A 22212-nucleotide genomic window follows, 5' to 3' on the forward strand; every position below is an offset into this window, starting at 1 on the left:
CAGCCAGAACCTTTACACCAGCGCTTTTGTCATGAATACCCGGCTCGTGCCGGGCGGGTCGCATGCGACCTCGCCGAAGGACTGCCAACCGTGCCGCCTGTAGAAGTCAGGCGCCTGAAAACTGATCGTATAGAGGACCGCTGCGCGACACCCGCGATTGCGGGCCTCAGCCTCGGCGGCATGCAAAATCTCGCTGCCGATTCCTGAGCCGCGCAATCGAGCCGGCAGGAAGAACAAGTCGACAAACATCAGCCCCAACGACGTACGGCCGGTGAGGCCACCGATCACCCGCTGCGTGTCCGGATCCTTGACCAGCACCGCAAGCGGGAGATTGTCGTCGCAGCCGGTGTGCTGCAGGTTGAACTCGGTAAGACCATCGCCGATGAGCGCGATCTCATCCGGGCTCGGTGCGTCAGTCACGAAGATGGAAGGTGTAGGCATTTGGCATAGATTCGGTTTATGTCTGGAGCGCAACGAGCCGGCCCCGCGAGAACCGGATCACCTGCGTGCATTCGATCTTAACGCGGTTGCGCGTTGAAAGTTCGCATCGCGCAAACAAGCGTATCGCTGCCGCATAACCGCACGCCCGCCATACAGCGCGGAAAATATTAGTTGCCTTGCTAATCATCTTGCGCTTTAATAGGCGTCATGTTCGATCACTGTCTCTACTTCAACTCGGTCGCACTGGCTCGCCAGGTCGAACGGGAATGGACGGCCGCTTATGCGCGCTTTGGCTTGACGCCGGCGCAGGGCTTCGTGCTGCGCGTCGTACTGGCCTCGCCCGGTTGTCTGAGCAGCCAGGTCGCTGATGTACTGGGCATTGCGCGCCCCACCGCGACCCGTCTTATCGACAATCTTTGCGAAAAGGAACTGGTCGAGCGCCGTCAGGGCGAGACAGACGGCAGGGAATGGAGCGTCTATCCCACCCGCACGGGCAAGGCGCTTGAGCGCCCCATCAATGACGCCAGCGCAGAGATCGCTAAAGCATTGCGCAGAAAAGTCGGTGCTGATCTATTCGAATCCGCTGTCTCCAACATGCACAACGTAAGAAAATCGCTTGAGTAAGCCGGTTTCCGCTGGCTTGCTATCACGCGCGGTAAATAGTTGTCTTGCTAATCAAAATGGAACCTATATGAAAGAGCTTTCGGCATCGGGCATAAGCGCCTGCGAGGTTGCGCGATTGCGCGCCCTCAAGGCAGAGGAACAACGGCACTGGACTGTCGGCATCGCGATCACGCTGGTGCTGCTTGCCTTGCTTGCAACGGCGCTCCATTTCGCGGCGTCGAGCGCCAACGCGAACGTGAGGCTCTGTCTTCAGCAGTTTGCCAACGACGAGCACGTCAGTCTGGAAGCGTTCTTTCAGAATCCCGCACAACAGGATGCATTCGTTGAAGCGATGAGCGTCTGTTCGCGCTAGGAAAACCAACGAAAGCGCGGCGCGCCAGGCCAGTCGACCTGCGACGGCTCCTGCGCACCGCGATGCTGCCCTACGCCAGCAAATCCGAGGCGTGAGCGAAGACCTATCCGACGTAGTTCGCCGCCGCGCGTGGCTGGGCGCGCGGTCCGAAAGTCAACGCGCTAAGCATGGCCAGCAGCCACGCACCCAGGGCACCATACAGCATCACCAGCCCAAAGCCGTGCACCAGCGCTGCATGAGCGATCGAGCCATGCGGGTCCAGCGCCATGAGCGACGTTGGCGCCGGACTGCTGTGGCCTGGCGAACTCATATCGCCGGCCGCCACCTGCTCGGCGAATAGACGCAAGTGTCCGCTGTCCACAGCCTCCGGCAACAAACGCTTCAGGTAAGACAGCACGCCTTCGAGCAGGATGAACCCCATCACGGCGATGTTGATGGCGAGGCTGATCAGCCGCGCACTCATGTCGATTCCCGAGGCCATGCCCGCGCGGTCCGGCGAAACCGCGCCGGTGGCAGTGTTGGTCACCGGTGTGTTCGTCAGGCCGAGACCGATTCCGCACAACAGGCAACCCGGCAGCATTGTGAGCCAATCGGCATGCTCCGCGCTGCTGCCGAATTTCATCAGGATGAAGCCAAGGCCAATCGTGAACATGCCAAGCGGAATCACCCGGCGCGCCTCGAAGCGCAGCACGAGCCGCTCGGCCAGCGGCGGAACCACAAGCGTAGGCAGCGTATAAGCGAGCAGTGAGAGCCCCGCGCTGACGCTCGCATAACCGAGTGCGCCATGAAAATAGATCGGCAGATAAATCATGAACGGCCAGAAGCTGAAGTTCATCCCCATCGAGCCGAACAGCGCGCCCGAGAAACTGCGGATACGTAACACCGAAAAGTCGAACATTGGCCGGGGGCTGCGTTTTTCGACAAGCAGAAACGCGATGAAGCTCAAAGCCGCCACCGCGATGATCGCCATGGCGGAAACGCTGCCAAAGCCGAGGTCCGGCCCCTGGGTGATGTAGTAGACGAGGCCGAAGCACGCCACCGAAAGCGTGACCACCCCAGGCACATCGAGATGTTGCGCGTGCGGGTCGCGCGATTCCTGAACACCGGCGAGCACCAGGCCCAGCGCGACGATCGAGACGAACAGGTGGATCAGGAACACCCACTGCCAGTTCGATACCGCAACGATCAGGCCGCCGATGATCGGGCCGAAGCCCAGACCAATGCCGAAGATAATCCCCCACGCGGCAAACGCGCGGCTGCGTTCACGTCCCTCCTGGAACTGATGCGACAGCACCGCCACCTGGCAGATCAGCATCGCGCCGCCGCCGATGCCCTGCAAAAAGCGGCTCACGATCAGAACGGACACGCTTTGCGCGAGCCCGCACAACAGCGAGGTGATTGCGAACAGCACGATGGTCGCGAGGTACATGCGGCGCCGCCCGAAGCGATCGGCCAGCGCGCCGGTCGCCATCAGAACGGTGGTGCACGCAATCGTGTAGGCATTCATGATCCACTGCATCGACTTGAAATCGCCGTGCAGCACGGTTTGCAAGGTGGGCAGGATGGTCGGCACACTCGATATCTCAAGGCCGAACATTAGTGAGGTCAGGCACACCGCCGCGAGGGCGAGCGCGTTTTTTGGAGAGCGGGAAAGCGTCATGGATATCGCCTGAAGTGGATGGAGTCCAGTCGCGCGTCGCCGGCGGGCTTCACCAAAGCACCTGCCACTCGATTCGCGCAACTTCAAGGATTAATATATCGGGAACAGGCTTCCCGATTGATGAGGCTTTTTCCCGTGAATTATTCCCCTATGGACCCAATATGACTGACAGGCTTGATGGCGTGACAACCTTCGTCCAGGTCGTCGAAGCCGGCAGCTTCACGCTGGCGGCCGAGCGCCTGCATCTCACGCGCTCGGCGGTGGGGAAAGTGATCACGCGGCTCGAAGCGCGGCTCGGCGCGCGCCTCATCAACCGCACCACGCGCAGCCAGACGCTGACCGAGGCCGGTCAGGCGTATTACGACCGCTGCGTGCGGGCTCTCGCCGAACTCGAAGAGGCCGAAGCCGACCTCGAGAGCGAGCGCACCGAGCCGCGCGGCCGTCTGCGCGTCAGCGTGCCGATTGCTTTCGGCCATCACTGCGTCGCGCCGATCCTGTTCGAACTCGCGCGCCAGAACAAGGAACTGCAGATCGACATTTCATTTACGGATCGGGCGGTGGATCTCATCGAGGAAGGTTTCGACCTCGCGGTGCGCATCGGCGAACTGCACGACAGCACGAGTCTCGCCGCACGCCACCTCGGCGAGCAGCATATGAGCATCGGCGCCGCGCCGTCGTATCTGGCGAAATACGGCGTACCCGTGGACCTCGAAGACCTTGATGGGCATGCGAGCATCGCGTATTCGCGCGGCGGTGTCATCGTGCCCTGGCATGCGCTGAACAGCGAGGGCCACGCGCAGGAGTTGCGCATTACGCCGCAATTGAGCCTCGACGATGTTCAGGCCATTGCCGATGCCGGGATTGCGGGTTTTGGATTGGTGCAGTTGCCTTGCTGGCTGCTCGCGCGCCATGTCCAAAGCGGTGAACTGGCCTACGTCAGGGAACGCTGCGGCGGACGGCCTCAGGACATTCACGCGGTGTGGCCGCAGACCCGCTATTTGCCGCGTAAAACCCGTTGCGCAATCGACGCCCTCGTGGCTGAAATTCCGGAGATGATTCCTGGTTGAGTTGAAGAGCCGCGCCGCCTGAATGCGGCTGGCACCTCGCGCGAAGCAATCCGGGCGCCAGCCGCATTCAGGCGAATTCAGCAATTCAGAGGCAGGACCGCTCAGGCACGTAAAGCCGCACGAATGGCAGCGAGCCACAATGCCACGGCATGCGCGCCTGGATCCGCAAAACCGAGCGCGCGGCCACCCACGTAGCTGGAGCGGCCCAGGCGCGGCTTCATCGCCGCGGTCTGCGCGGCGCCGGATGTCGCGGCGTCCACCGCGGCCTGCAACGCGCCATCTGCGTCGACTGCGCGCGCCAGGGCGGCTTGCAAAGCGTCGGCCGCCGGCAGCAACGCATCCACCATGGTGCGGTCGCCCGCATGCGCACCGCCGAGCTCCATCAGCGCGGCGACACCAGCGCTGAACGCATCGGCCCAGCGCTGCGCATCTGCACCGCCCGCCTGATCGAGCACGCTGCCGGCGCGCAGCAGCATGACTGCATAGAGCGGCCCCGAGGTGCCGCCGACGACGCGCCGCACGGTTGCGGACAGCGCCCGCAGTACGGCGCCCGGCGCCGCCTCGCCAGGATAGCGGTCCAGTTCGTGCAGGATGCCGCGTGCGCCGCGGGCAAGGCTGATACCCAGATCGCCGTCGCCCACGCGCTGATCCATCTCGGTCAAGAGCGCTTCTGCATCGATCAGGCAGGCACAGACCGCTTCGATCACCCGGCGCAACGCCGAGTCGCGGCCCAGTTGCGCAGCATGTATCTCGTCTGGCGCGGCCGGCGCATCCTTGATCTGTGCGGGCGCCACACGGCCGCTCAAGGCCGGCCATGCGGACGTATGAGCGGCGGCATCGAGCCACGCGAGGCGCTGATCGTCGAGGCGCAATAGCGTGAGCGAAACGCCTGCCATTTCCAGCGCGCTCAGGAAGGTGCCGGCCCAGGCGCGCTCCACCGCGATGCTGCGCCCGGCAAGGTAGCGCAGCGCCGAAGCGGCGACGATATTCAATTCGCTAGGCGGCGTGCCGCCCAGGTTGTTCACCAGCAATGCCACGCGTTCGCCCGCTTGCAGTGCAAGGTCGTCTACGATCTTCGTCAGCAGACGTGCCACGATCGCATCCGCGGGTTCGAGCGCGCCGCGTTCAACGCCGGGCTCGCCGTGAATCCCCAGGCCCCATTCGATTTCGCCATCGGCCAGCTCGAACCCGGCCTTGCCTGCCGCCGGCACCGTGCACGGCGTCAGCGCAACGCCCATCGTGCCGAGCTGCGCAGCCGCGTCCCTGGCGGCCCTCGCCACCTCGTTGAGCGGATGGCCCTGCGCGGCGGCCGCCCCGGCAATCTTGTGGACCAGTACCGTGCCCGCGAGACCTCGGCGTCCGGCGTGGTCGCCGCTCGCGGCGAGCGCCACGTCGTCGGCGACGATCACCGTCTCCACCGCGATGCCTTCCGCGCGCGCAATCTCCGCTGCAAGACCGAAGTTGAAGCGATCCCCCGTGTAGTTCTTCACGATCAGCAGGACGCCGGCGGGACCGGCTACAGCGCGGATCGCATCGAGCACGGCATCCGTCGAGGGCGACGTAAACACTTCTCCCGCCACCGCCGCACTTAGCATGCCGGGCCCCACGTAACCACCGTGCGCCGGCTCGTGGCCGGCGCCGCCGCCGGAAATCAGCGCGACTTCACCGCGCCGCGCTGCCGCTTCGCCGTCGGCTCGCACGACGATCGTGCCGCCCTGCAGCAGCGAAAGACCGGGATTGAGCGCAGCGAGTCCGTCCAGCATCTCAGGGACAACTGCGGAAACATCGTTGATGAGCTTTTTCATGTGCGCCAGCTTCCTTAAAAGCCGCGGGCTCTTCGCCAGGAGTCCCTTGCGGCTGGGTTGCGAGACTGTGATGGGACAGTTGCAAACAGATCAGCGGGAACCCGACTTTACCGCGCGTTGGGCGGAAGCGCTAAGAGGAAACACGAAACGGGAGAGTGAAGCGAGACACGACAGCAGACAGAGACTGAAGCCATTGAAGCCTCAATGGAACAGCTTCTATCTGCGCCGGATATGCGTTGGTAGGCTCGATTGGATTCGAACCAACGACCCCCACCATGTCAAGGTGGTGCTCTAACCAACTGAGCTACGAGCCTTTAGAGGCGCGAATTATAGAGACTCTCTTTACACAGCACAAGCCCTTGGAGACGATCGTGCCGCGTCGCCGGATTGCGCCGGATTGCGCCGGATTGCGCTGGATTGCGCCCGGTATGTCCGGGTGCTGTAATGCGTACACCGCGCCGGCGTAGGCGCGCTCCAATGAAATAGCTGCGGGAGCAGCGGCGAAAATGACCCAGAATATCTACGACGATCCCGGCTTCTTCGCGGGATACAGCCAGCTCGGGCGTTCGGTGCACGGCCTGGCAGGCGCTGCGGAATGGCCCGCGCTGCGTGCCTTGCTTCCCGCCCTGCACGGCCTTGACGTGGCCGATCTCGGCTGCGGCTTCGGCTGGTTTTGCCGCTGGGCGCGCGAACAGGGCGCGGCGACGGTGCTTGGGCTCGACGTTTCGGAGAAGATGCTGACGCAAGCGCAAGCATCCTCGGCGGATAGCGCGATTACCTATGCCAAAGCGGACCTCGAAGCACTCGAACTGCCGGAGGCTGGTTTTGATCTGGCCTATAGCTCGCTCGCCTTTCACTACATCGTCAATCTGGCGGGCCTGCTCAAAACCGTTCATCGGGCACTGCGGCGAGACGCCTCACTCATCTTCTCGATCGAGCATCCGATCTATATGGCCTCGCGGCATCCGGGCTGGATCATCGGTGCTGACGGGCACAAGACCTGGCCCGTCGACAGTTATCAGCAGGAAGGCGCGCGTGTGACGAACTGGCTAGCCGACGGGGTCGTCAAGCAGCACCGCACGGTCGGCACACTGCTCAATCTGCTGATCCACACGGGTTTCAGCATTGCGCACGTCGAGGAATGGGGCCCCACCGGAGAGCAGGTCGCGGCCCACCCGGAGCTCGCCGAAGAGCGCGAGCGGCCGATGATGTTGCTGATCTCGGCGCGCCGCTGATGCGCTGACCCATGCAGGGATACTGGCGGGCCGCCGCAAGCTGCGCGGCGCCCGCCGTCCCCCTCCCTTGCGAATCAGCTACCCGTCAACTGACGCAAGCTATCCAGGGTTTCCGAATAGGTGCCCGTCTGTCCATTCGCCGTGACCGATATATTGACCGTCGAGTTGCCGCCGGGCGTGATGCTCTCCACCGCGTTGTCACCCGACAGTTGAATCACACCGCCCTGCACCACACCGTTGCTGATGGTGACCGGCGTCGGCGTCGTGACGTTGAATGCGATCACCGCATCGCTCGCCTGCACACTGATCCCGCCGCTCGTCGACACCGTGTCGCCGGAAGGGTCGGAGTCGTGCACACGAGAGTAGCTAAGCGAAGTAATCGAGATCGTGCCGCTCACGTTTCCCGAGGTCGCCGCATGCGTGATATTGAGCGTCACGCTCGGCGAACTCGCGGTGGTCGTCGTCACGCCGGTTGCGGCGTCATAGCTCATCGTGAAGGTAGCCGTGCCGTTTAGCACCGTGGTGCCGTTCGACGAAACCAAGGTCAGGTTGTTGGCGCTCTCGACCGCCGTGTACGACCAGTTCGCCGTATCGTCACCCACCACCCCTTGCGCGCTTTGCACCTGCACCGTCACCGAACCGCTGACCGTGGCGCTGCTCGACACGCCGGGCGCGCTCACCTGGCCCACGCATTGATTGAAGTTGACTGTTGCCGTTTCACCGCCTTGCAACCCGGACGTACCGGCATTTTGCGTGGCGACCACGATCGAGCCGCTGGCAGGACACACCGTCGTCGCCGTGGCGGTGCTCGCGCTCACGCTGCTCACCAGCGATTGCACAACCGATGTATAGATGGCCGCGACGCCCGGACCGGACAATATTCCAAACGCCGCCGCATAGCGCGCAACCGGTTCGCTTTGCACCGCCGTGGAGAGCTTCAACTGATTCGAAGCCGCGCTGCTCGCGGCGCTCCCCGACCCGCTTCCTCCGCCGCCGCACGCGCTCAACAAGGCCGTTGCTGCGACGAGCGCCGCCGCAGCGATTGACCGTGACGCCTGATACCAAGACATGCCTGCTCCACTCTATAAAAATGCCGGCGTGCACACGGTTACGCCCTTTGCAAACGAGGCGCATCGCACGCCTCTTTTATCAGATGAATCGACCCGCCCCGCGGCTCCGTGCGCAACACGAACAGGTCAATGGGTGAAGCGATTATCGAAGCGAGGCGAGACAGGCAATCTCACGAATAGGCCTTAAAAAACGGCTCAAATCTATTCAGTAAACCGAATCATCTGACGATACGGCAATACTTACCCGCATAAAATTCCGGTTTCGCGAACTAACGGCTCACAATTGCGAACTGCTGCGTGAATGCCCTCTTGTTCGCGCATTTGAACCGCTCGATCAAACCGTAAAGTCTGCTCCACGAGTGGATCCCTTTACGGAGAAGGTGCGGTGAAACAGGTCAAAATTGCGGCTCTGGTCGCAGCAATCGCGATGCTCGCGGCAGGCGCCGCACATTCGCAAGAAGTGTATGTTCAGGGTGGCTCGCTTGGCGCGGGTGTCGGCGCGGCAATGCCGCTCAACTCGTGGGCTGGGGTGCACGCCGAACTCGAAGGCCTTGGCTTTTCGCACTCGGTGAACGTGGACGGCAATCAATACGACGGCCACCTCAGACTGTTGCAAGGCGGCCTGTACCTGGATCTGTTTCCGTTTTCGTCGAGCGGCTTTCGCGTGACCACCGGTGCGCTAATCAATGACGACCAGTTGCAGGCGCACGCCGTCCCCAACGCGGACGGCAACTACAAGATTGGCAACGACTATGTGCCGGCAGTCGGCCCCGCGCCATCCGCCACCGCGACGCTACCGCGGGTGATGCCGTATCTCGGCATCGGCTATGGCCACAAGCCGGTCACCAAAGGCTTTGGTCTGACGCTTGATCTCGGCGTGGCTTATGGCCGTCCGCGTGTGTCGTATAGCGTGCCGCAGATCTACACGCTCTTCACGACTCAGGCCAATATCGACCAGGAAGAACAGAATCTGGACAACAAAGCGGACCGCTACAAGCTGTATCCGGTCGCCCAGATCGGTTTGACCTATCGGTTCTGAAAGGCACGCCGCGACGTCCACTCAAGAAAAATGCCGCCGACCCGTAGTGGGCCGGCGGCATTGCCGTGAGTTTCGTTTAAAGCGACGAACTTACGTGCTTGCGTCGTTCGCACCTTCATCGCGGGCGGGGTGAATCTTGTGCGTGACTTCGTCAAGCTTGTCACCCAGCATACGCCGCACGACCACATAGAACACCGGGATCAGCAGCAGGCCGAAGAAGGTCGCAAACAGCATCCCGCCAATCACCCCCGTGCCGATCTCATGCCGGGAGGATGCACCGGCGCCGGTCGAGAGCACCAGCGGCAACACCCCAAGAATGAAGGCCATCGAGGTCATCAGAATTGGCCGCAAGCGCTGCTTGCCCGCGGTCAGCACGGCGTCGTACAGCGTCATGCCGTGAGCCTGGCCTTCCACGGCGAACTCCACGATCAGAATGGCGTTCTTGGCCGCCAGACCGATCACGGTCACGAGACCGATCTTGAAGTAGATGTCGTTCGGCACGCCGGTCAGCAGACAGAACGTCAGCATGCCGAGCATGCCAAGCGGCACCACCAGCAGCACGGCGACCGGAATCGACCAGCTTTCGTACAAGGCCGCGAGACACAGGAACACCACCACGATCGACAGGACCATCAGCAGCGTCGCCGAGTTACCCGCGATGATTTCCTGGTAGGACTGACCCGTCCAGTCCGCGGCGAAACCTGCTGGCAACTGCGTGTCGATAATGTGCTGGACCGTCGCCATGGCCTGCCCCGTGGAATAACCCGGCGCAGGGTTGCCCACGATTTCGATGGCGGAGTAGCCGTTATAGCGCGGCAGCGCCACCGGGCCGACATCCCAATGCGCCTTCACCACGCTCGACAGCGGCACCATGTTGTACGGACTGAGCGAGGTATCGGTTGCCGAGGAGTTGACCTGAGTCAGGTAGCCACTGGTATTGGTGGTACTTGAGGCGCTGCTGGTCGTGCCCGACGACGCGCTGGTAATGCCGCTTGGCGTATAGATGTGCTGGAACGCGTCCAGGTCCATCCGGTACGGCGCATCGGCCTGGAGATACACGCGCTTGACACGGCCGCCGTAGGTGAACTGATTCACATAGTACGGCGCGAGCTCCATCTGGATGGAGTTGTAGACATCCGTGAGCGAGAGCCCCATGGCCTGCGCCTGGACGCGGTCGACGGAGATCTGCAACTGCGGCGCCTCAGGCAGCGAATTGGGACGAATGCCGTACAGCGTCGAATCCTTGGCGGCATTGCTGAGCAGGAGGCCTTCCGCACGCGCCAGTTCCGCGCGCGACTGACCCGCACGAGCCTGCAGATACATGTCGACGCCGCCGAACTGGCTCAAGCCGCGGATCGTCGGCAAGTTCACCGCGAAGACCTGCGCCTCCGGCATGCCATGCAGAATCCGGTTGACCTGGGGAATCAGCTGCATCGCGGTTTGCGAGCGTACGCCCCAGTCGGTCAGCTTGATAAACGCCATGCCCACGTTTTCGCTGCTGCCCACGAAGCTGAAGCCTTCGACCTGGAACACGCTGTCGATGTCCTTGGCGATGGCACTATGCTCGAGCCGGTTCGACATCGCGGTCATCGCCGCATCCGTACGCTGGAGCGTGGCGCCAGTCGGCAGATTGACGAGGGCGAGAATGAAGCCCTGGTCTTCGTCCGGCACGAAGCTGGTTGGCAAGCGCGTGTACAGGAAACCCGCCAGCACCGCCAGCAGCACGAACACAATCATCCAGCGCGGCGCATGACGAACCGCACCGCCGATCTGCCTGAAGTAGGTCTTGTTGACCCGATCGAAGCCGCTGTCGAACCAGCGGAACACGATGTTTTTCTTGTGGTGGTCGGTCGGCTTGAGAATCGCGGCACACAGCGCCGGCGTGAACGACATGGCGAGGAACGCCGACATCGCCATCGAGACTGCAATCGTCAGCGCGAACTGCGCGTAGATGATGCCGGTCGCGCCCGGCTGCAAGGCCGAAGGAATGAACACGGCCGACAGCACGACGGTGATCGCGATAATGGCGCCGGTAATCTGGCCCATCGCCTTGCGGGTCGCCTCCCGAGGCTGGAGATTCTCCTCGGTCATGATGCGCTCGACGTTCTCGATCACGACGATCGCATCGTCCACCACAATGCCGATGGCGAGCACCATCCCGAACAGCGTAAGCTGGTTGAGCGTGTAATGCAGCAGCGAAAGGCCGATAAACGTGCCCAGCAACGCAACCGGAATGACGAGCGTCGGAATGATCGTGGCGCGCAGGTTCTGCAGAAAGATCAGCATCACCACGAACACGAGCGCGATAGCTTCGATCAGCGTGCGGACCACGTCGGTGATCGACGCGGTAATGAACGGCGTCGTATCGTAAGGCACATTCCAGGTGACGCCCGGCGGCAGATCCTTGGCGAGCACGGCCATTTCCGCCTTCACCGCCTTGGCCACAGCCAGTGCGTTGGCGCCCGGCAGCAGGTAGACGCCCATGCCGCCTGCCGCTTTGCCCTTATAGACAGCAGCCGAGCCATAGCTCTGCGCGCCGAAGCTGATACGCGCCACGTCGCTCAGCCTGACCACCGTGCCGTTGTTGTTGGTGAGCAGAATGATGTCGTTGAACTGCTTGATCGAGGAGAACAGCGAGTCGCCCGACACGGTCGCGGTGAACACCTGGCCCTTGACCGCCGGATCGGCGCCGAGCGAACCCGTCGCGAACTGCGCGTTCTGTGCACTGACGGCGTTGAGCACCTGCGTCGTCGACAAGCCGTAGCCCTGCAGCTTGTCCGGATTCAGCCAGATACGCACGGCGTATTCCGAACCCAGCATGAAGGTGTTGCCCACGCCGTTCACCCGCGCAATCACCGGCTGGATCTGCGAGGCAACAATGTCGCTCAGACGCGGGGCGTCGATGGCAGGGTTGCTCGACTGCAGCGAGATGAACATCAGAATGTCCGGGCTCGCCTTGGCAACCACCACGCCTTGCTGAGTCACCTCGGCCGGCAACAGCGGCTGCGCAAGAGCAACCTTGTTCTGCACCTGCACTTCCGCCGTATCCGGATTGGTGCCGGTAGCGAAGCTCAACGTGATGGTGACCGTGCCGTTGGAATTGGAGGCCGAGTTGAAGTACAGCAGGTTGTCGATGCCGGTCAACTGCTGCTCGATCACCTGAGTGACGGTCGATTCCATGGTCGCCGCGCTGGCGCCAGGGTAGGTTGCCGTGACGGTCACTTCAGGCGGTGCGATGTCCGGATAGGAGTCGATGCCGAGATTCAGCATCGCAATCACCCCTATCAGGCAGATCAGGATCGGGATCACCCAGGCAAAGACTGGGCGATCGATAAAAAACTTTGGCATGGGACGGCGTCCTTATTGTGCGTTGCCGGAGTTCTGAGCAACTGCTGCCGTGGCGGAACCACCTTGCGGAGCGGCGGGAGCCTGCCACGGGCTTGCCTTGACCTGAGCACCCTCGTGCGCGCCTTGCAGACCCGAGACGATCACCTGGTCTCCGGCCGCAAGGCCGCCGGTGACGATCCAGTTGTTGCCGGCGCTGTCGGTTGCCGTGACGTCCTTGCGCGCAACCTTGCTGTCCGCACCGACAACGAGTGCGTAGGCGCCTACCGTGTCGCGTTGCAGCGCCTGCTGCGGCACGAGGAAGATGTTGCTCTGCTGGCCGAGGTTGACGTTCATCGTCACGTACATGCCCGGCAGCAGCGTGTGCTGCGGGTTGGCCACAAGCGCGCGCAGGTTCACGGCGCCGGTGGTGGCGTTCACGGTGACGTCCGAGAAATCCAGCGTGCCCAGCTGGTTGTACTTGCTGCCGTTGGGCAGGACGAGTTGCACGGTCGTCTTGTCCGGCTGGGAAAGCGCGACGTTGCCGCGGGCGCTTGCTTCGCGCAGCGTCAGCAGATCGGCCGCACTGATCGTGAAATTCACGTAAAGCGGATCGACCTGGTTGACAGTCGTGAGCAAGGTTCCGCCCGAACCGGCGTCGGCCGTGCTGCTGCCCACCACGGCGCCGACGGTGACCTGCTGCTGGCTGGCAATGCCGCTAATCGGCGAGGTCACCTTCGTGTAGCCGAGGTTGACCCGCGCGCTGTCCACCAGCGCCTGATCGGCCTTGACCTTGGCAGCATCGGAGCGAACCGTTGCATCGGCGTTGTCGACGGTCTGTTGCGACACGGAGCCGACCGGCAGGAGCTTGTGATAACGCGCCGCGTTGACCTTGTCGTTCTGATACGTCGCCTCGTCTTCGCCGAGGACGCCCAGGTCGTTGTTGAGCTGCGCCTGATAGTAAGAGGGGTCGATCTCGAACAGCACCTGGCCGGCCTTAACGTCACTGCCTTCCTTATAGACGCGTTTGGTGAGAACACCGGAAACGCGCGCCGTGACGTTGGCGCTCAGATAAGGCGAAAGACGCCCGACCAGATCTCTCGTCAGCGCAGTGGTCTGCGGCTGGACAGTAAGCACCCCCACCTGGGCCGGCGGCGGCGCGGGCGGCTGGCTGTGCCCGCCGCAACCATACAGGGCAAACATGGCGAACAGGCCTACGCCCAGCAAGGGTATTGACTTCATGGAGACTCCGTTTTTTCCCGATTCCCGATGCCCCGATGCCAGTTGCTGCACATAAGCGCAGGCGTACTGGACATTCCATTCGCGCGAGCGATCACGTGTATGGCGATCTTTCATTGCGACAGGACTCCTGATGTTTGTTCCGATGGCCGCTGCGCGGAGGTCGCGCTGGTGCTTACTGCGGCCCCTTTGGTGTCATCCCACTGCCAGCCGCCGCCCAGATTCTTGACCAGCGTCACGCTGCTCTGCGTCAGCAGCGCCTGCGTGTCCTTGAGGTTTTGCTCGGCCTCCAGCAGCGTGAGCTGCTGGTTCAGCACGTTTTGCTCGCTCGCGGTGCCGGCCTGCAACTGGGCCTGCTGGCTGGAGAAAAGCTGCTGGTTGCGCTGGTAGATGCTGGCGAACGACTGCTCCTGCGATTGCAGGTGGTTATACGAAGACAGGCTGTCCTCGACGTTCTGGAATGCCGTCAGCACGGTTTGACGATAGGTTGCAACCTGTTCGTCGTAGGTCGCCTCGGCCTCGTGGACGGCCGCGCTGCGCGCGCCGCCGTCGAAGATCGTCGCGGCGAGATCCGGGCCGAGCGTCCAGAAGCGGCTCGGCAGCGAGAACAGGTGCGCGAGCGTATTGTGCTCGAAACCCCCTTCCGCGGAGAGCGTCAGCGTCGGGAAGAACGCCGCCTCGGCGACGCCGATCTTGGCGTTGGCCGCGGCGGCCGTGCGCTCCGCGCTCACCACGTCATAGCGCCGCTCCAGCAGTTGTGACGGGAATCCCAGCGGCACGGAAGGCGTGGCGAAGGCATAGTCGTTCTGCGGCGGCAGCGTAAAGCTGGCCGGCGGCGTGCCGATCAGCACCGCGATCGCATGCTCGTCCTGTTCGCGCGAAATCTCGGTGGTTTGCAGGTCGGCAATCACGACTTCCAGGTTGTCCTGGGCCGTCAGCACGTCGTCGCTCGAGTTGATGCCCTGGCGAAAGCCGGCCTGGGTCATCTCGAGAATGCGGGCGTCTATCTGCTGTTGCTGCTTGAGCAGATTGATGTCGATATCGGCCTGGCGCAAGGCGAAGTAGTCGGAGGCGACACTGGCCGCAATCGAAAGGCGCTCGCCGGCGAGCTGGGCGTCGCTCGCCTGGGCGCTGGCTTTGGCCGACTCGATCTCGCGCCGGAATTGCCCCCACAGGTCGAGCTCCCAGCTCGCCGAGACATCCGCGGTGGCCAGGTTGGTGATGGTGCCCGGGTAAGTCGTGGCGGCGCTGGGACCCGAGCCGCTACGCGATCCGGACAGCCCAGCCCCTACAGTGGGGAACAGGGTCGAGACATTGGCGTCGACCGTGGCCTTGGCGAGCCGGTAGGCCGCTTCAGCCGCGACGATGGACTGATTGGCTTTCAGCGACTGGTCCACAAGGTGGGACAGCGTATCGTCGTGGTAGTCGAGCCACCAGGTGCTTGAAATCGAACCCTGCGGATTCGCCTGCGCGCGCTGCCAGTCGGCCCCCTCCTTGAAGGTGGCCGGAATCTCCTGCGCGGGCTTGCGATAGTCGGGACCAACGGCGCATGCCGCCACGAAAAGCGATGCAGCGAGCGCACAACCGGCTCGCACGACGCGCCAGGAAGGCGGCGCCGGCGTGCGGCTGCCGCCGGGTGCACGTGACATTAAGGTCGACCGGGAGAGGTACGCTTCCCTGGTAGGACTGCTCATCTTCACAACATGGAGAGCGAGTCGACCGAGTGGAGACAGGTTGCTCAAGTGAACTCCGTTTAGCCGTATACGTATACAAAACTTCGGAGACCATCGAATACCTCGATGGCATCCGCAAACAGGTGAGCACCACAAGGACTGCTGGACCCGGCAACATTGGATCGCACCGGGAGCATACACGTTAATCCTGGCCGGCGAGCGGAACGCGCCGACGGCCTTAACGAAATCCGAACGCAGCGGCAACCTTAAATGAAATTCGAACGCACCGGCAACCATAAATGAATTCGCGGCTCGATAAATTTCACTTTGAAATAATCCGAAAAACGTGCTAATGCCAGCCGCCTGTTGCGGCAGCTATGATCGGGCCATCAGATCTAATGGGCGGTCGGTGTGTCGCGGGACATCCAGACGCAACCGACATCGGACGAGAGATATGAGGCGGACGAAAGCGCAAGCGCTGGGCACGCGCGCAACGATACTCGATGCAGCGGAAGCCGTGTTTTTCATTCACGGCGTGACGCAAACCACCCTGGATGAAATTGCTGATGCGGCCGGTGTGACACGCGGGGCGATCTATGGGCATTTCCGAAATAAAGATGCCGTATTCGACGCTATTGTTCAAAGATCCGCTCTACCGCTCGATCCGTTTTACGTTTCCTCACCGGCGGACGACCCCAATCCATTGGGCACGTTGCGCGCCGAACTTGAATGGCGTCTGCGTCGTGCACTGCTCGACCCGCAGACGCGGCACCTTTACGGCATCGTGTTTGCGCGATGCGAGTCCGGCGATGAGACGGCTCCATTCTGGCGGCGCGTGCGGGCATCCAGCCGGCTTGCCGAGATGCAGATCGAACAGGCCCTGCGCCATGCCATTTCACGCGAGCAGCTATCCGCCGATCTGGATGCGTATCAAGCCGCCTTGTTTATTCACGCCACGCTTACAGGAGTCTTTCGCAAAGACCTGCTAAGGCGCAGACACAACGCCCGACTGAATCTCGGTAGGATTGTCGGCATGACTTTTCAGTGTCTGACGCAGCACTGAACCACGCGCCGGGCGACCTGTTCGCGCGCTCACATGTCAAATGGACCTGATAGGAGTGTGTTCGTGGATAGTGAAACAATTCAGGTTCTGCTTGTAGATGACGATGCCGGATTGCGCGATCTACTTAGAACGTTTTTCCAGCAACGCGGCATCGAGTTTTCGGTGTTGCACAACGCGACCAATCTGGCAAACCGGTTGGCGCTCGAGCGGCCGTCGATCGTGGTGCTCGATGTGATGATGCCCGGCGTCGACGGACTGACCGCTCTCAGGCAACTGCGCGAGGCGGGCGACGGGATTCCGGTCATCATGCTGACCTCGCTTGCAGAAGATGTGGATCGGGTGGTGGGACTGGAGTTCGGCGCCGACGACTATCTCGGCAAGCCCTTCATGCCGCTCGAACTGCTGGCGCGTATCAAGGCGGTGCTGCGCCGCCACTCGAACCCGGTACCGCTGCCGGCCGCGGCGCGCCAGGGAACCTACCGGTTCGGCAAGTTCCGTCTCGACATCGCGGCGCGCGCCCTGTATAGCGACGACAAACGGGTCAAGCTGACCGGAACGAACTACGCCCTGCTAGAAGTGCTCGTGACACATCCGATGGAAACCCTGTCACGCGCCAGGCTGCTCGACCTGCTCTACGGCCCCGATGTGGACATCACCGAGCGCGGCATGGACCTCGCGGTATGGCGCCTGCGCAGACTGCTGGAGGAAGACCCCTCGCAGCCATGCGTGATCCAGACCGTGCGCGGTGTCGGTTATATGTTCGTGCCGAGTGACAGCGACGATGAGAAACCCCTTTAACACGATCTTCGGGCGCGCAGCACTGATGACGACCAGCCTGCTCGTGCTGGCCTACATTGCCTCGCTGTTCGTACTCGGCCGCGAAGCCAATCAGTTGCATGCCGAACATGAATCTCGCGGCATCGAAGTGGTGGAAGAAGCCCGCCGCGACGGCATCGAAGCGGCAAGGCATATTGCTTCGGCACTCGGCGTGAATTACCTGAACGCAAACGATGCGACGCCGGGCAACGGGCCACCCTCGCTGCGGGAGACCCACGGACTGTACGAGAACGCGCTGCGCGAAAGTCTGCCTCCGGGCAGCCGGGTCGTGCTGGCAGCCGACACGGGCACGGTCTGGGTGCGCTATGCCGGCGACCAGAACTGGATCCGCATACCGGACGCCACCCTGACCCAGGGCCGCTTGCACAGCGCGTTGGGCCTGATGCTTGCTCTTGCGATCCTCGTCGCGTTCCTCGGGGCGTGGCAGGCGCAGCGGCCGCTACGCAGGCTCGCCAAGGCGGCACGGGAATTTCGCATTGGCGTGAGCACGCCCGTCGTCAAGGTGAGCGGCCCGCGCGAAGTGGCGGAGCTGATCGTCAGCTTTAACGAAATGATTCAGCAGATCAGCGAATACGAACAGGAACGCGCCATGATGCTGGCGGGCGTCGCTCACGATTTGCGCACCCCGCTCACCCGGATGCAGGTCCGGGCCGATCTGCTGCCCGCCGGCGCCGAGCGGGTCGGCTTTATCGGCGACGTGGAATCGCTCGGCAGGATCGTCAGGCAGTTTCTGGATTTCGTGCGCGACCGCGCCGACGGCTCCCCGCTGGTCCCGGTCGACGCCTTCTGCCAAAGCCAATACGGCAGCGTGCCGCATGACGAGGACACCGAGGACTCGCTGGTAAAACTGGACCTGCGGGCCGGCGGCGCCTTCCGCCTGCCGCTGGTCGATCTCGACCGCATCCTCGTCAACCTGCTGGAAAACGCCATGACCTATGGCGAACCGCCCGTCGAAATCACCACGTCCACGCAGCACGGCAAATGGGTCATGACGCTGCGCGACCACGGCCCAGGCATTCCCGACGATCAGATGGAGCACGCGCTGCAACCGTTCGTGCGCCTCGACGACGCTCGCGGCGGGGATGCCCACTGCGGCCTGGGACTCGCGATTGTGCGCAGGCTGGCACGCCGCAACGGCGGCACGCTGTGCGTCGCCAACGCGCCGGATGGCGGCCTGCTGGTCAGGCTGATTTTTCCGGAACGGGCAGCGTAAATCGCTTGAGCCACGGCGCGGCCGCGTCGCCGCCCGTTTATGACGCGTAGCGCGCGAGGAACATATCCGCCGCCGATTCCGCCACGTGCTTCTGCTGCTCTTTCGTCAGGGGCGGCTGGCCCATCGTCACCTGCGGCCAGAATGCGAAGGCTTTCACCATGCCTTGCAATTGCAGCGATGCGAAGGCTGGATCGGCCGTCCTGAGACGGCCATCGGCAGCCGCTGCGCGGATCCACACGGTCAGGTCTTCTTCGCGCTCGCCCATGCGCGCCACCATATCGCGCGCGCGCTCCGGCGAATGAATGCCGGCCGCGATCGCCACGCGTGCAAGCGAGAGAAACGCCTCGTCGTTCAGCAGGCTCAGCTTCTTCGTCAGCAACTGCAGCAACTGCCCGCGCAACGGCTTGCTGACCGAGTAAGGGGGCGCCTTGCCCGCGTCGCTCGAGTCCCACAACTGCCGCAGAATCGCGGCGAACAGCGCTTCCTTGCTCGGGAAATGGTTATAGACGGTGCGCTTGGAGACACCCGCGCGGGCGGCAACGCGGTCCATGCTGGTGGCGTCGAAGCCGGCGGCGAGAAATTCCTCGATGGCCGCGCCGATCACGGCAGCGCGCTTGCGATCGGTCAGGCGAAGGGATTGGCTAGTGTCGTCCATGAATAAATTTTACACCAGGCAGTTTACTTTTTTTCAGGATAAACTACACTGAACAGTCTACTTTTCGTATCGGGACGTCTCCCATGGCATCGTTTGGCGCTTCTATTCGCCGTACTCTGGGCCTCACCGCCGCCCGGCGCGGGCGTGACTCGTTCAGTGCATCGGAGCAGCACGACGGCGAGCGCTTTCGCAACGTCAAGCCGCGTCCCGTCGAAGGACTCGGCAAGACCCTGGGCATCATGTGGAACATGCTGCTCAACAAGCCGGACGACACCGTGCCGGCAGGCGCCCTGCCCGTCGATGCGCTGACGCGCGAACAGCTCGACGCCGCGCCCGAGCGCAGCCTGTACCGGCTCGGGCATTCCACCATGCTGCTCAAGCTGCGCGGCCAGTTCTGGCTGACCGACCCGGTGTTCGCGGAACGCGCATCGCCGTTCCGCAACCTCGGTCCGAAGCGTTTTCATGCGCCGCCGATTGCGCTTGCCGACTTGCCGCCGCTGCGTGGCGTGATCCTCTCGCACGACCATTACGACCACCTGGACCGCGAGACGGTGCTTGCGTTAGCCGAGACGACCGGCGTATTTCTGACGCCGCTGGGCGTGGGCGACCGGCTGGTCGAGTGGGGCATCGACGCCTCCAAGGTGCATCAGTTCGACTGGTGGCAAGGCATTGAAATCGACGGCCTGTCGTTTACCGCCACACCCGCGCAGCATTTTTCCGGCCGCAGCCTGTTCGACGGAAACAGTACCTTGTGGGCCTCGTGGGTCATCGTCGATGGCGACCTGCGGGTGTTCTTCAGCGGCGACACGGGTTACTTCGACGGTTTCAAGAGCATCGGCGAGCGGCTCGGCCCGTTCGACGTGACGCTGCTGGAAACCGGTGCGTACGACGCGCAATGGCCCTACGTCCACATGCAGCCTGACCAGACGGTGCAGGCCCATGTGGATTTGCGCGGCCGCTGGCTCGTGCCGGTTCATAACGGCACCTTCGATCTGGCAATGCACCGCTGGCAGGAACCGTTCGAACGCGTGATGGGACTCGCCGCAGCACGCGGCATCCTGCTCGCGACACCCCGTATGGGCGAGCGGCTGGACCTGGCCGCGCCGCACCGTGGCCAGCGGTGGTGGCGCGACGTGAGCGAGGTCGCCGAAGAACCAAAGACAACGCGACGCGGGTTCGCATGCCGCGATGCCGGACAAGGAAATTCGTAGGCCCGGGTCTACGCGGCAATGAATGCAGCGCTGAAAAAGAATGGCTTATTGAATTGACAATTCTGAGCTTGAGTTTCTTCAATGAAACGAGAGGAATTGTTCAGACCAATTTCGGCGATAGGCAACTAATAAAATTAAAACCTTGCCTATCGGCCGCTTCTCTCGCCAACATCCGAGTCCGGCGACTGCCGAAAACAAAGCAAGCGCACTCACCGCTTTCAGCCCGATGACAATACATCGCGGCATTTGACATTTAAGGCAACCGTCCTGGCAATCGCCTCCGATAGTTGACAATCCTTAACAATCGCCATCTCCCGGCCGGCGCGGATTATCTTAAAATTGGCCGCCCGCCGCGAAACATCAACCGCGCAATCTCGGCATCGACTTTTTAGTCACCCGATTTTGACGCATCAGTGGACGTCTCACACCTGCTCTGTGTCGAGCCACTCGCACCACTCGCCGTGGCGGATATCGACGCGACGAGCCGGTCCACACACGATCCGCTCCTGCCGCGCCCGGGCGATAGCCCAAATGGGTGACAGACGCATGCGTTGAGCGTGCCGATGTGACCGAGCAGCTCGCCTCAATATCCGATTGTCTATCGTCACCATGACTACAGCCCCGACTTCCATGGCCCCCGCGGCAACCGTGCTCCTGGTCGATGATCAACCGATTGTCGGCGAGGTGATCAGACGTGCCCTGGAAAGCGAAAGCGGCGTTCATCTGCACGTTTGCACGGACTGGCGCGAGGCGCTGGCGATGGCTTGCCGCGTCAAGCCGACTGTGATTCTGCAGGACCTGATCATGCCCGGCATGGACGGACTGGATCTGGTGCGCAACTATCGCGCGACGCCTGCGCTCGCCAACGTGCCGGTGGTGGTGCTTTCGTCGCGGGAACAGCCTACCGTCAAGAGCGACGCATTCGTTGCCGGAGCCAACGACTATCTGGTCAAGCTGCCGGATGCAATCGAGCTGATCGCGCGCATTCGCTACCATTCGGCCTCCTACATTAGTTTGCGCCAGCGCGACGATGCCATGGACTTTCTCTCTCATGACATGCGCTCGCCACAAACCTCCATTCTGGCGTTGCTTGCGCTGTATCGCACAGAACACGGGACGCTGCCCCCGCTCCTCGAGCGTATTGCCACGCACGCCACCCACGCACTGGAACTCGCGGACGGCTTTCTTCATCTGGCTCGCGCGCAATCGGAATGGCGCCAGTTCGAAATGGTGGACTTGAACGAGATGGTGATCGATGCGGTCGACCAGCTCTGGGAGAAGGCGGTCAGCAAAGGGTGTCAGATCCACGTCGAGGCGCCTGAAGCAACATTCGCCTATTTCGCCGACCGGCTGCTACTGAGCCGCCTCGTCACCAACCTGCTCGACAACGCGCTGAAATACGGCCCCGAAGCCGCAACCGTGCGCTGCATTCTGGCCGATACGCCGGAGGGCATCCTGATAGGCGTCGAGGACGAAGGGCCGGGCATCCCCGCCAAGGAATCGGATCGGGTTGCGGAACGCTTCGTCCGGCTGCCCTCGGGCGTGATCGACGACGAGAGCGGATTCGGGCTAGGTCTCGCGTTTGTCAATTTCACCGCGGCCAAGCATCGCGGCCGCATTGTCATGAATCGCACGCCGCGAGGTTTCATGATTGGCGCCTTGTTGCCTAAAGACGAGCGGCCCGCATAAAGTCCTGATATCCGG

18 protein-coding genes and 1 tRNA gene are annotated in these 22212 nt (G+C 62.7%); 10 read left to right on the forward strand and 9 right to left on the reverse strand.

Annotated elements, in window-relative coordinates; all coding sequences use genetic code 11:
- Positions 1 to 12: 12 nt before the first annotated feature.
- Positions 13 to 441 (reverse strand): GNAT family N-acetyltransferase, encoded by a 429-nt coding sequence (locus FFS45_RS22315; RefSeq protein ID WP_137956799.1) that lies wholly within the window; start codon positions 439 to 441, stop codon positions 13 to 15.
- Positions 442 to 648: 207 nt separating this feature from the next.
- Here FFS45_RS22315 and FFS45_RS22320 point away from each other — a divergent pair, with 207 nt between their 5' ends.
- Both FFS45_RS22320 and FFS45_RS22325 read left to right on the forward strand, forming a co-directional pair.
- A complete protein-coding gene (locus FFS45_RS22320) occupies positions 649 to 1065 on the forward strand; it encodes a MarR family winged helix-turn-helix transcriptional regulator (RefSeq protein WP_137956800.1) in 417 nt (138 codons plus the stop codon).
- Between the two features lie 67 nt (positions 1066 to 1132).
- The gene (locus FFS45_RS22325) at positions 1133 to 1417 is read left to right on the forward strand and encodes a hypothetical protein (RefSeq protein ID WP_137956801.1); all 285 of its coding nucleotides are present in this window, start codon (positions 1133 to 1135) and stop codon (positions 1415 to 1417) included.
- Between the two features lie 103 nt (positions 1418 to 1520).
- On the opposite strand, the gene FFS45_RS22330 is transcribed toward FFS45_RS22325, so the two are convergent.
- Positions 1521 to 3077 (reverse strand): MFS transporter, encoded by a 1557-nt coding sequence (locus tag FFS45_RS22330; protein ID WP_137956802.1) that lies wholly within the window; start codon positions 3075 to 3077, stop codon positions 1521 to 1523.
- 161 nt (positions 3078 to 3238) lie between these two features.
- On the opposite strand from FFS45_RS22330, the gene FFS45_RS22335 reads away from it, so the two are divergent.
- Positions 3239 to 4144: a LysR family transcriptional regulator gene (locus tag FFS45_RS22335; RefSeq protein ID WP_137956803.1), complete on the forward strand. Its 906-nt coding sequence runs from the start codon at positions 3239 to 3241 to the stop codon at positions 4142 to 4144.
- A gap of 101 nt (positions 4145 to 4245) precedes the next feature.
- Here FFS45_RS22335 and dhaL read toward each other — a convergent pair whose 3' ends face one another.
- Together dhaL and FFS45_RS22345 are read right to left on the reverse strand one after the other, a co-directional pair.
- Positions 4246 to 5949 carry a dihydroxyacetone kinase subunit DhaL gene (gene dhaL, locus FFS45_RS22340; protein ID WP_137956804.1) on the reverse strand — a complete coding sequence of 568 codons (1704 nt, stop codon included), beginning with the start codon at positions 5947 to 5949 and terminating at the stop codon, positions 4246 to 4248.
- Positions 5950 to 6186: 237 nt separating this feature from the next.
- Positions 6187 to 6263, reverse strand: a tRNA-Val gene (locus FFS45_RS22345).
- 192 nt (positions 6264 to 6455) lie between these two features.
- Here FFS45_RS22345 and FFS45_RS22350 point away from each other — a divergent pair.
- On the forward strand, positions 6456 to 7184 hold the full coding sequence (locus tag FFS45_RS22350) for a class I SAM-dependent methyltransferase (RefSeq protein ID WP_137956805.1): 729 nt from the start codon (positions 6456 to 6458) through the stop codon (positions 7182 to 7184).
- 74 nt (positions 7185 to 7258) lie between these two features.
- Here the strand turns inward: FFS45_RS22350 and FFS45_RS22355 are convergent, their stop codons facing one another.
- The gene (locus FFS45_RS22355) at positions 7259 to 8254 is read right to left on the reverse strand and encodes a hypothetical protein (RefSeq protein WP_137956806.1); all 996 of its coding nucleotides are present in this window, start codon (positions 8252 to 8254) and stop codon (positions 7259 to 7261) included.
- 385 nt (positions 8255 to 8639) lie between these two features.
- Here FFS45_RS22355 and FFS45_RS22360 point away from each other — a divergent pair, with 385 nt between their 5' ends.
- Complete coding sequence (locus tag FFS45_RS22360; RefSeq protein WP_137956807.1) at positions 8640 to 9293, forward strand: hypothetical protein; 654 nt, start codon at positions 8640 to 8642, stop codon at positions 9291 to 9293.
- Positions 9294 to 9383: 90 nt separating this feature from the next.
- On the opposite strand, the gene FFS45_RS22365 is transcribed toward FFS45_RS22360, so the two are convergent.
- The 3 genes from FFS45_RS22365 to FFS45_RS22375 form a co-directional block, all read right to left on the reverse strand.
- The gene (locus tag FFS45_RS22365; protein ID WP_137956808.1) at positions 9384 to 12641 is read right to left on the reverse strand and encodes an efflux RND transporter permease subunit; all 3258 of its coding nucleotides are present in this window, start codon (positions 12639 to 12641) and stop codon (positions 9384 to 9386) included.
- Positions 12642 to 12653: 12 nt separating this feature from the next.
- The gene (locus FFS45_RS22370) at positions 12654 to 13859 is read right to left on the reverse strand and encodes an efflux RND transporter periplasmic adaptor subunit (RefSeq protein ID WP_137956809.1); all 1206 of its coding nucleotides are present in this window, start codon (positions 13857 to 13859) and stop codon (positions 12654 to 12656) included.
- A gap of 110 nt (positions 13860 to 13969) precedes the next feature.
- Positions 13970 to 15505 (reverse strand): efflux transporter outer membrane subunit, encoded by a 1536-nt coding sequence (locus FFS45_RS22375; RefSeq protein ID WP_171029715.1) that lies wholly within the window; start codon positions 15503 to 15505, stop codon positions 13970 to 13972.
- Positions 15506 to 15983: 478 nt separating this feature from the next.
- On the opposite strand from FFS45_RS22375, the gene FFS45_RS42775 reads away from it, so the two are divergent.
- The 3 genes from FFS45_RS42775 to FFS45_RS22390 all read left to right on the forward strand — a co-directional run bounded on the left by FFS45_RS42775 (position 15984) and on the right by FFS45_RS22390 (position 18642).
- The gene (locus FFS45_RS42775) at positions 15984 to 16592 is read left to right on the forward strand and encodes a TetR family transcriptional regulator (protein WP_171029716.1); all 609 of its coding nucleotides are present in this window, start codon (positions 15984 to 15986) and stop codon (positions 16590 to 16592) included.
- Positions 16593 to 16655: 63 nt separating this feature from the next.
- A complete protein-coding gene (locus tag FFS45_RS22385; RefSeq protein WP_249362888.1) occupies positions 16656 to 17390 on the forward strand; it encodes a response regulator in 735 nt (244 codons plus the stop codon).
- Positions 17374 to 18642, forward strand: a complete 1269-nt coding sequence (locus tag FFS45_RS22390; RefSeq protein ID WP_137956812.1) for an ATP-binding protein — start codon at positions 17374 to 17376, stop codon at positions 18640 to 18642. Before FFS45_RS22385 ends, FFS45_RS22390 begins: the two co-directional genes overlap by 17 nt.
- 37 nt (positions 18643 to 18679) lie before the next feature.
- On the opposite strand, the gene FFS45_RS22395 is transcribed toward FFS45_RS22390, so the two are convergent.
- Positions 18680 to 19297, reverse strand: coding sequence for a TetR/AcrR family transcriptional regulator (locus tag FFS45_RS22395; protein ID WP_137956813.1), 618 nt, complete (start codon positions 19295 to 19297; stop codon positions 18680 to 18682).
- An 83-nt stretch (positions 19298 to 19380) separates the two neighbouring features.
- Between FFS45_RS22395 and FFS45_RS22400 the strand changes: the two genes are divergently transcribed.
- Both FFS45_RS22400 and FFS45_RS22405 read left to right on the forward strand, forming a co-directional pair.
- A complete protein-coding gene (locus tag FFS45_RS22400; protein WP_137956814.1) occupies positions 19381 to 20508 on the forward strand; it encodes an MBL fold metallo-hydrolase in 1128 nt (375 codons plus the stop codon).
- Between the two features lie 630 nt (positions 20509 to 21138).
- Entirely contained in the window at positions 21139 to 22197 is a 1059-nt protein-coding gene (locus FFS45_RS22405) for a hybrid sensor histidine kinase/response regulator (RefSeq protein WP_249362889.1), read from the forward strand.
- Positions 22198 to 22212 lie beyond the last annotated feature (15 nt).

The organism is Burkholderia sp. 4M9327F10 (genome assembly GCF_005503145.1).
Classification (GTDB): domain Bacteria; phylum Pseudomonadota; class Gammaproteobacteria; order Burkholderiales; family Burkholderiaceae; genus Paraburkholderia.

Excerpts from the sequence above, each read along its gene's own strand:
- FFS45_RS22315 (WP_137956799.1), bottom strand. The coding sequence starts at position 441 with ATGCCTACACCTTCCATCTTCGTGACTGACGCACCGAGCCCGGATGAG.
- FFS45_RS22320 (WP_137956800.1), top strand. The coding sequence starts at position 649 with ATGTTCGATCACTGTCTCTACTTCAACTCGGTCGCACTGGCTCGCCAG.
- FFS45_RS22325 (WP_137956801.1), top strand. The coding sequence starts at position 1,133 with ATGAAAGAGCTTTCGGCATCGGGCATAAGCGCCTGCGAGGTTGCGCGA.
- FFS45_RS22330 (WP_137956802.1), bottom strand. The coding sequence starts at position 3,077 with ATGACGCTTTCCCGCTCTCCAAAAAACGCGCTCGCCCTCGCGGCGGTG.
- FFS45_RS22335 (WP_137956803.1), top strand. The coding sequence starts at position 3,239 with ATGACTGACAGGCTTGATGGCGTGACAACCTTCGTCCAGGTCGTCGAA.
- dhaL (WP_137956804.1), bottom strand. The coding sequence starts at position 5,949 with ATGAAAAAGCTCATCAACGATGTTTCCGCAGTTGTCCCTGAGATGCTG.
- FFS45_RS22350 (WP_137956805.1), top strand. The coding sequence starts at position 6,456 with ATGACCCAGAATATCTACGACGATCCCGGCTTCTTCGCGGGATACAGC.
- FFS45_RS22355 (WP_137956806.1), bottom strand. The coding sequence starts at position 8,254 with ATGTCTTGGTATCAGGCGTCACGGTCAATCGCTGCGGCGGCGCTCGTC.
- FFS45_RS22365 (WP_137956808.1), bottom strand. The coding sequence starts at position 12,641 with ATGCCAAAGTTTTTTATCGATCGCCCAGTCTTTGCCTGGGTGATCCCG.
- FFS45_RS22370 (WP_137956809.1), bottom strand. The coding sequence starts at position 13,859 with ATGAAGTCAATACCCTTGCTGGGCGTAGGCCTGTTCGCCATGTTTGCC.
- FFS45_RS22375 (WP_171029715.1), bottom strand. The coding sequence starts at position 15,505 with ATGTCACGTGCACCCGGCGGCAGCCGCACGCCGGCGCCGCCTTCCTGG.
- FFS45_RS42775 (WP_171029716.1), top strand. The coding sequence starts at position 15,984 with ATGAGGCGGACGAAAGCGCAAGCGCTGGGCACGCGCGCAACGATACTC.
- FFS45_RS22390 (WP_137956812.1), top strand. The coding sequence starts at position 17,374 with ATGAGAAACCCCTTTAACACGATCTTCGGGCGCGCAGCACTGATGACG.
- FFS45_RS22395 (WP_137956813.1), bottom strand. The coding sequence starts at position 19,297 with ATGGACGACACTAGCCAATCCCTTCGCCTGACCGATCGCAAGCGCGCT.
- FFS45_RS22400 (WP_137956814.1), top strand. The coding sequence starts at position 19,381 with ATGGCATCGTTTGGCGCTTCTATTCGCCGTACTCTGGGCCTCACCGCC.
- FFS45_RS22405 (WP_249362889.1), top strand. The coding sequence starts at position 21,139 with ATGGCCCCCGCGGCAACCGTGCTCCTGGTCGATGATCAACCGATTGTC.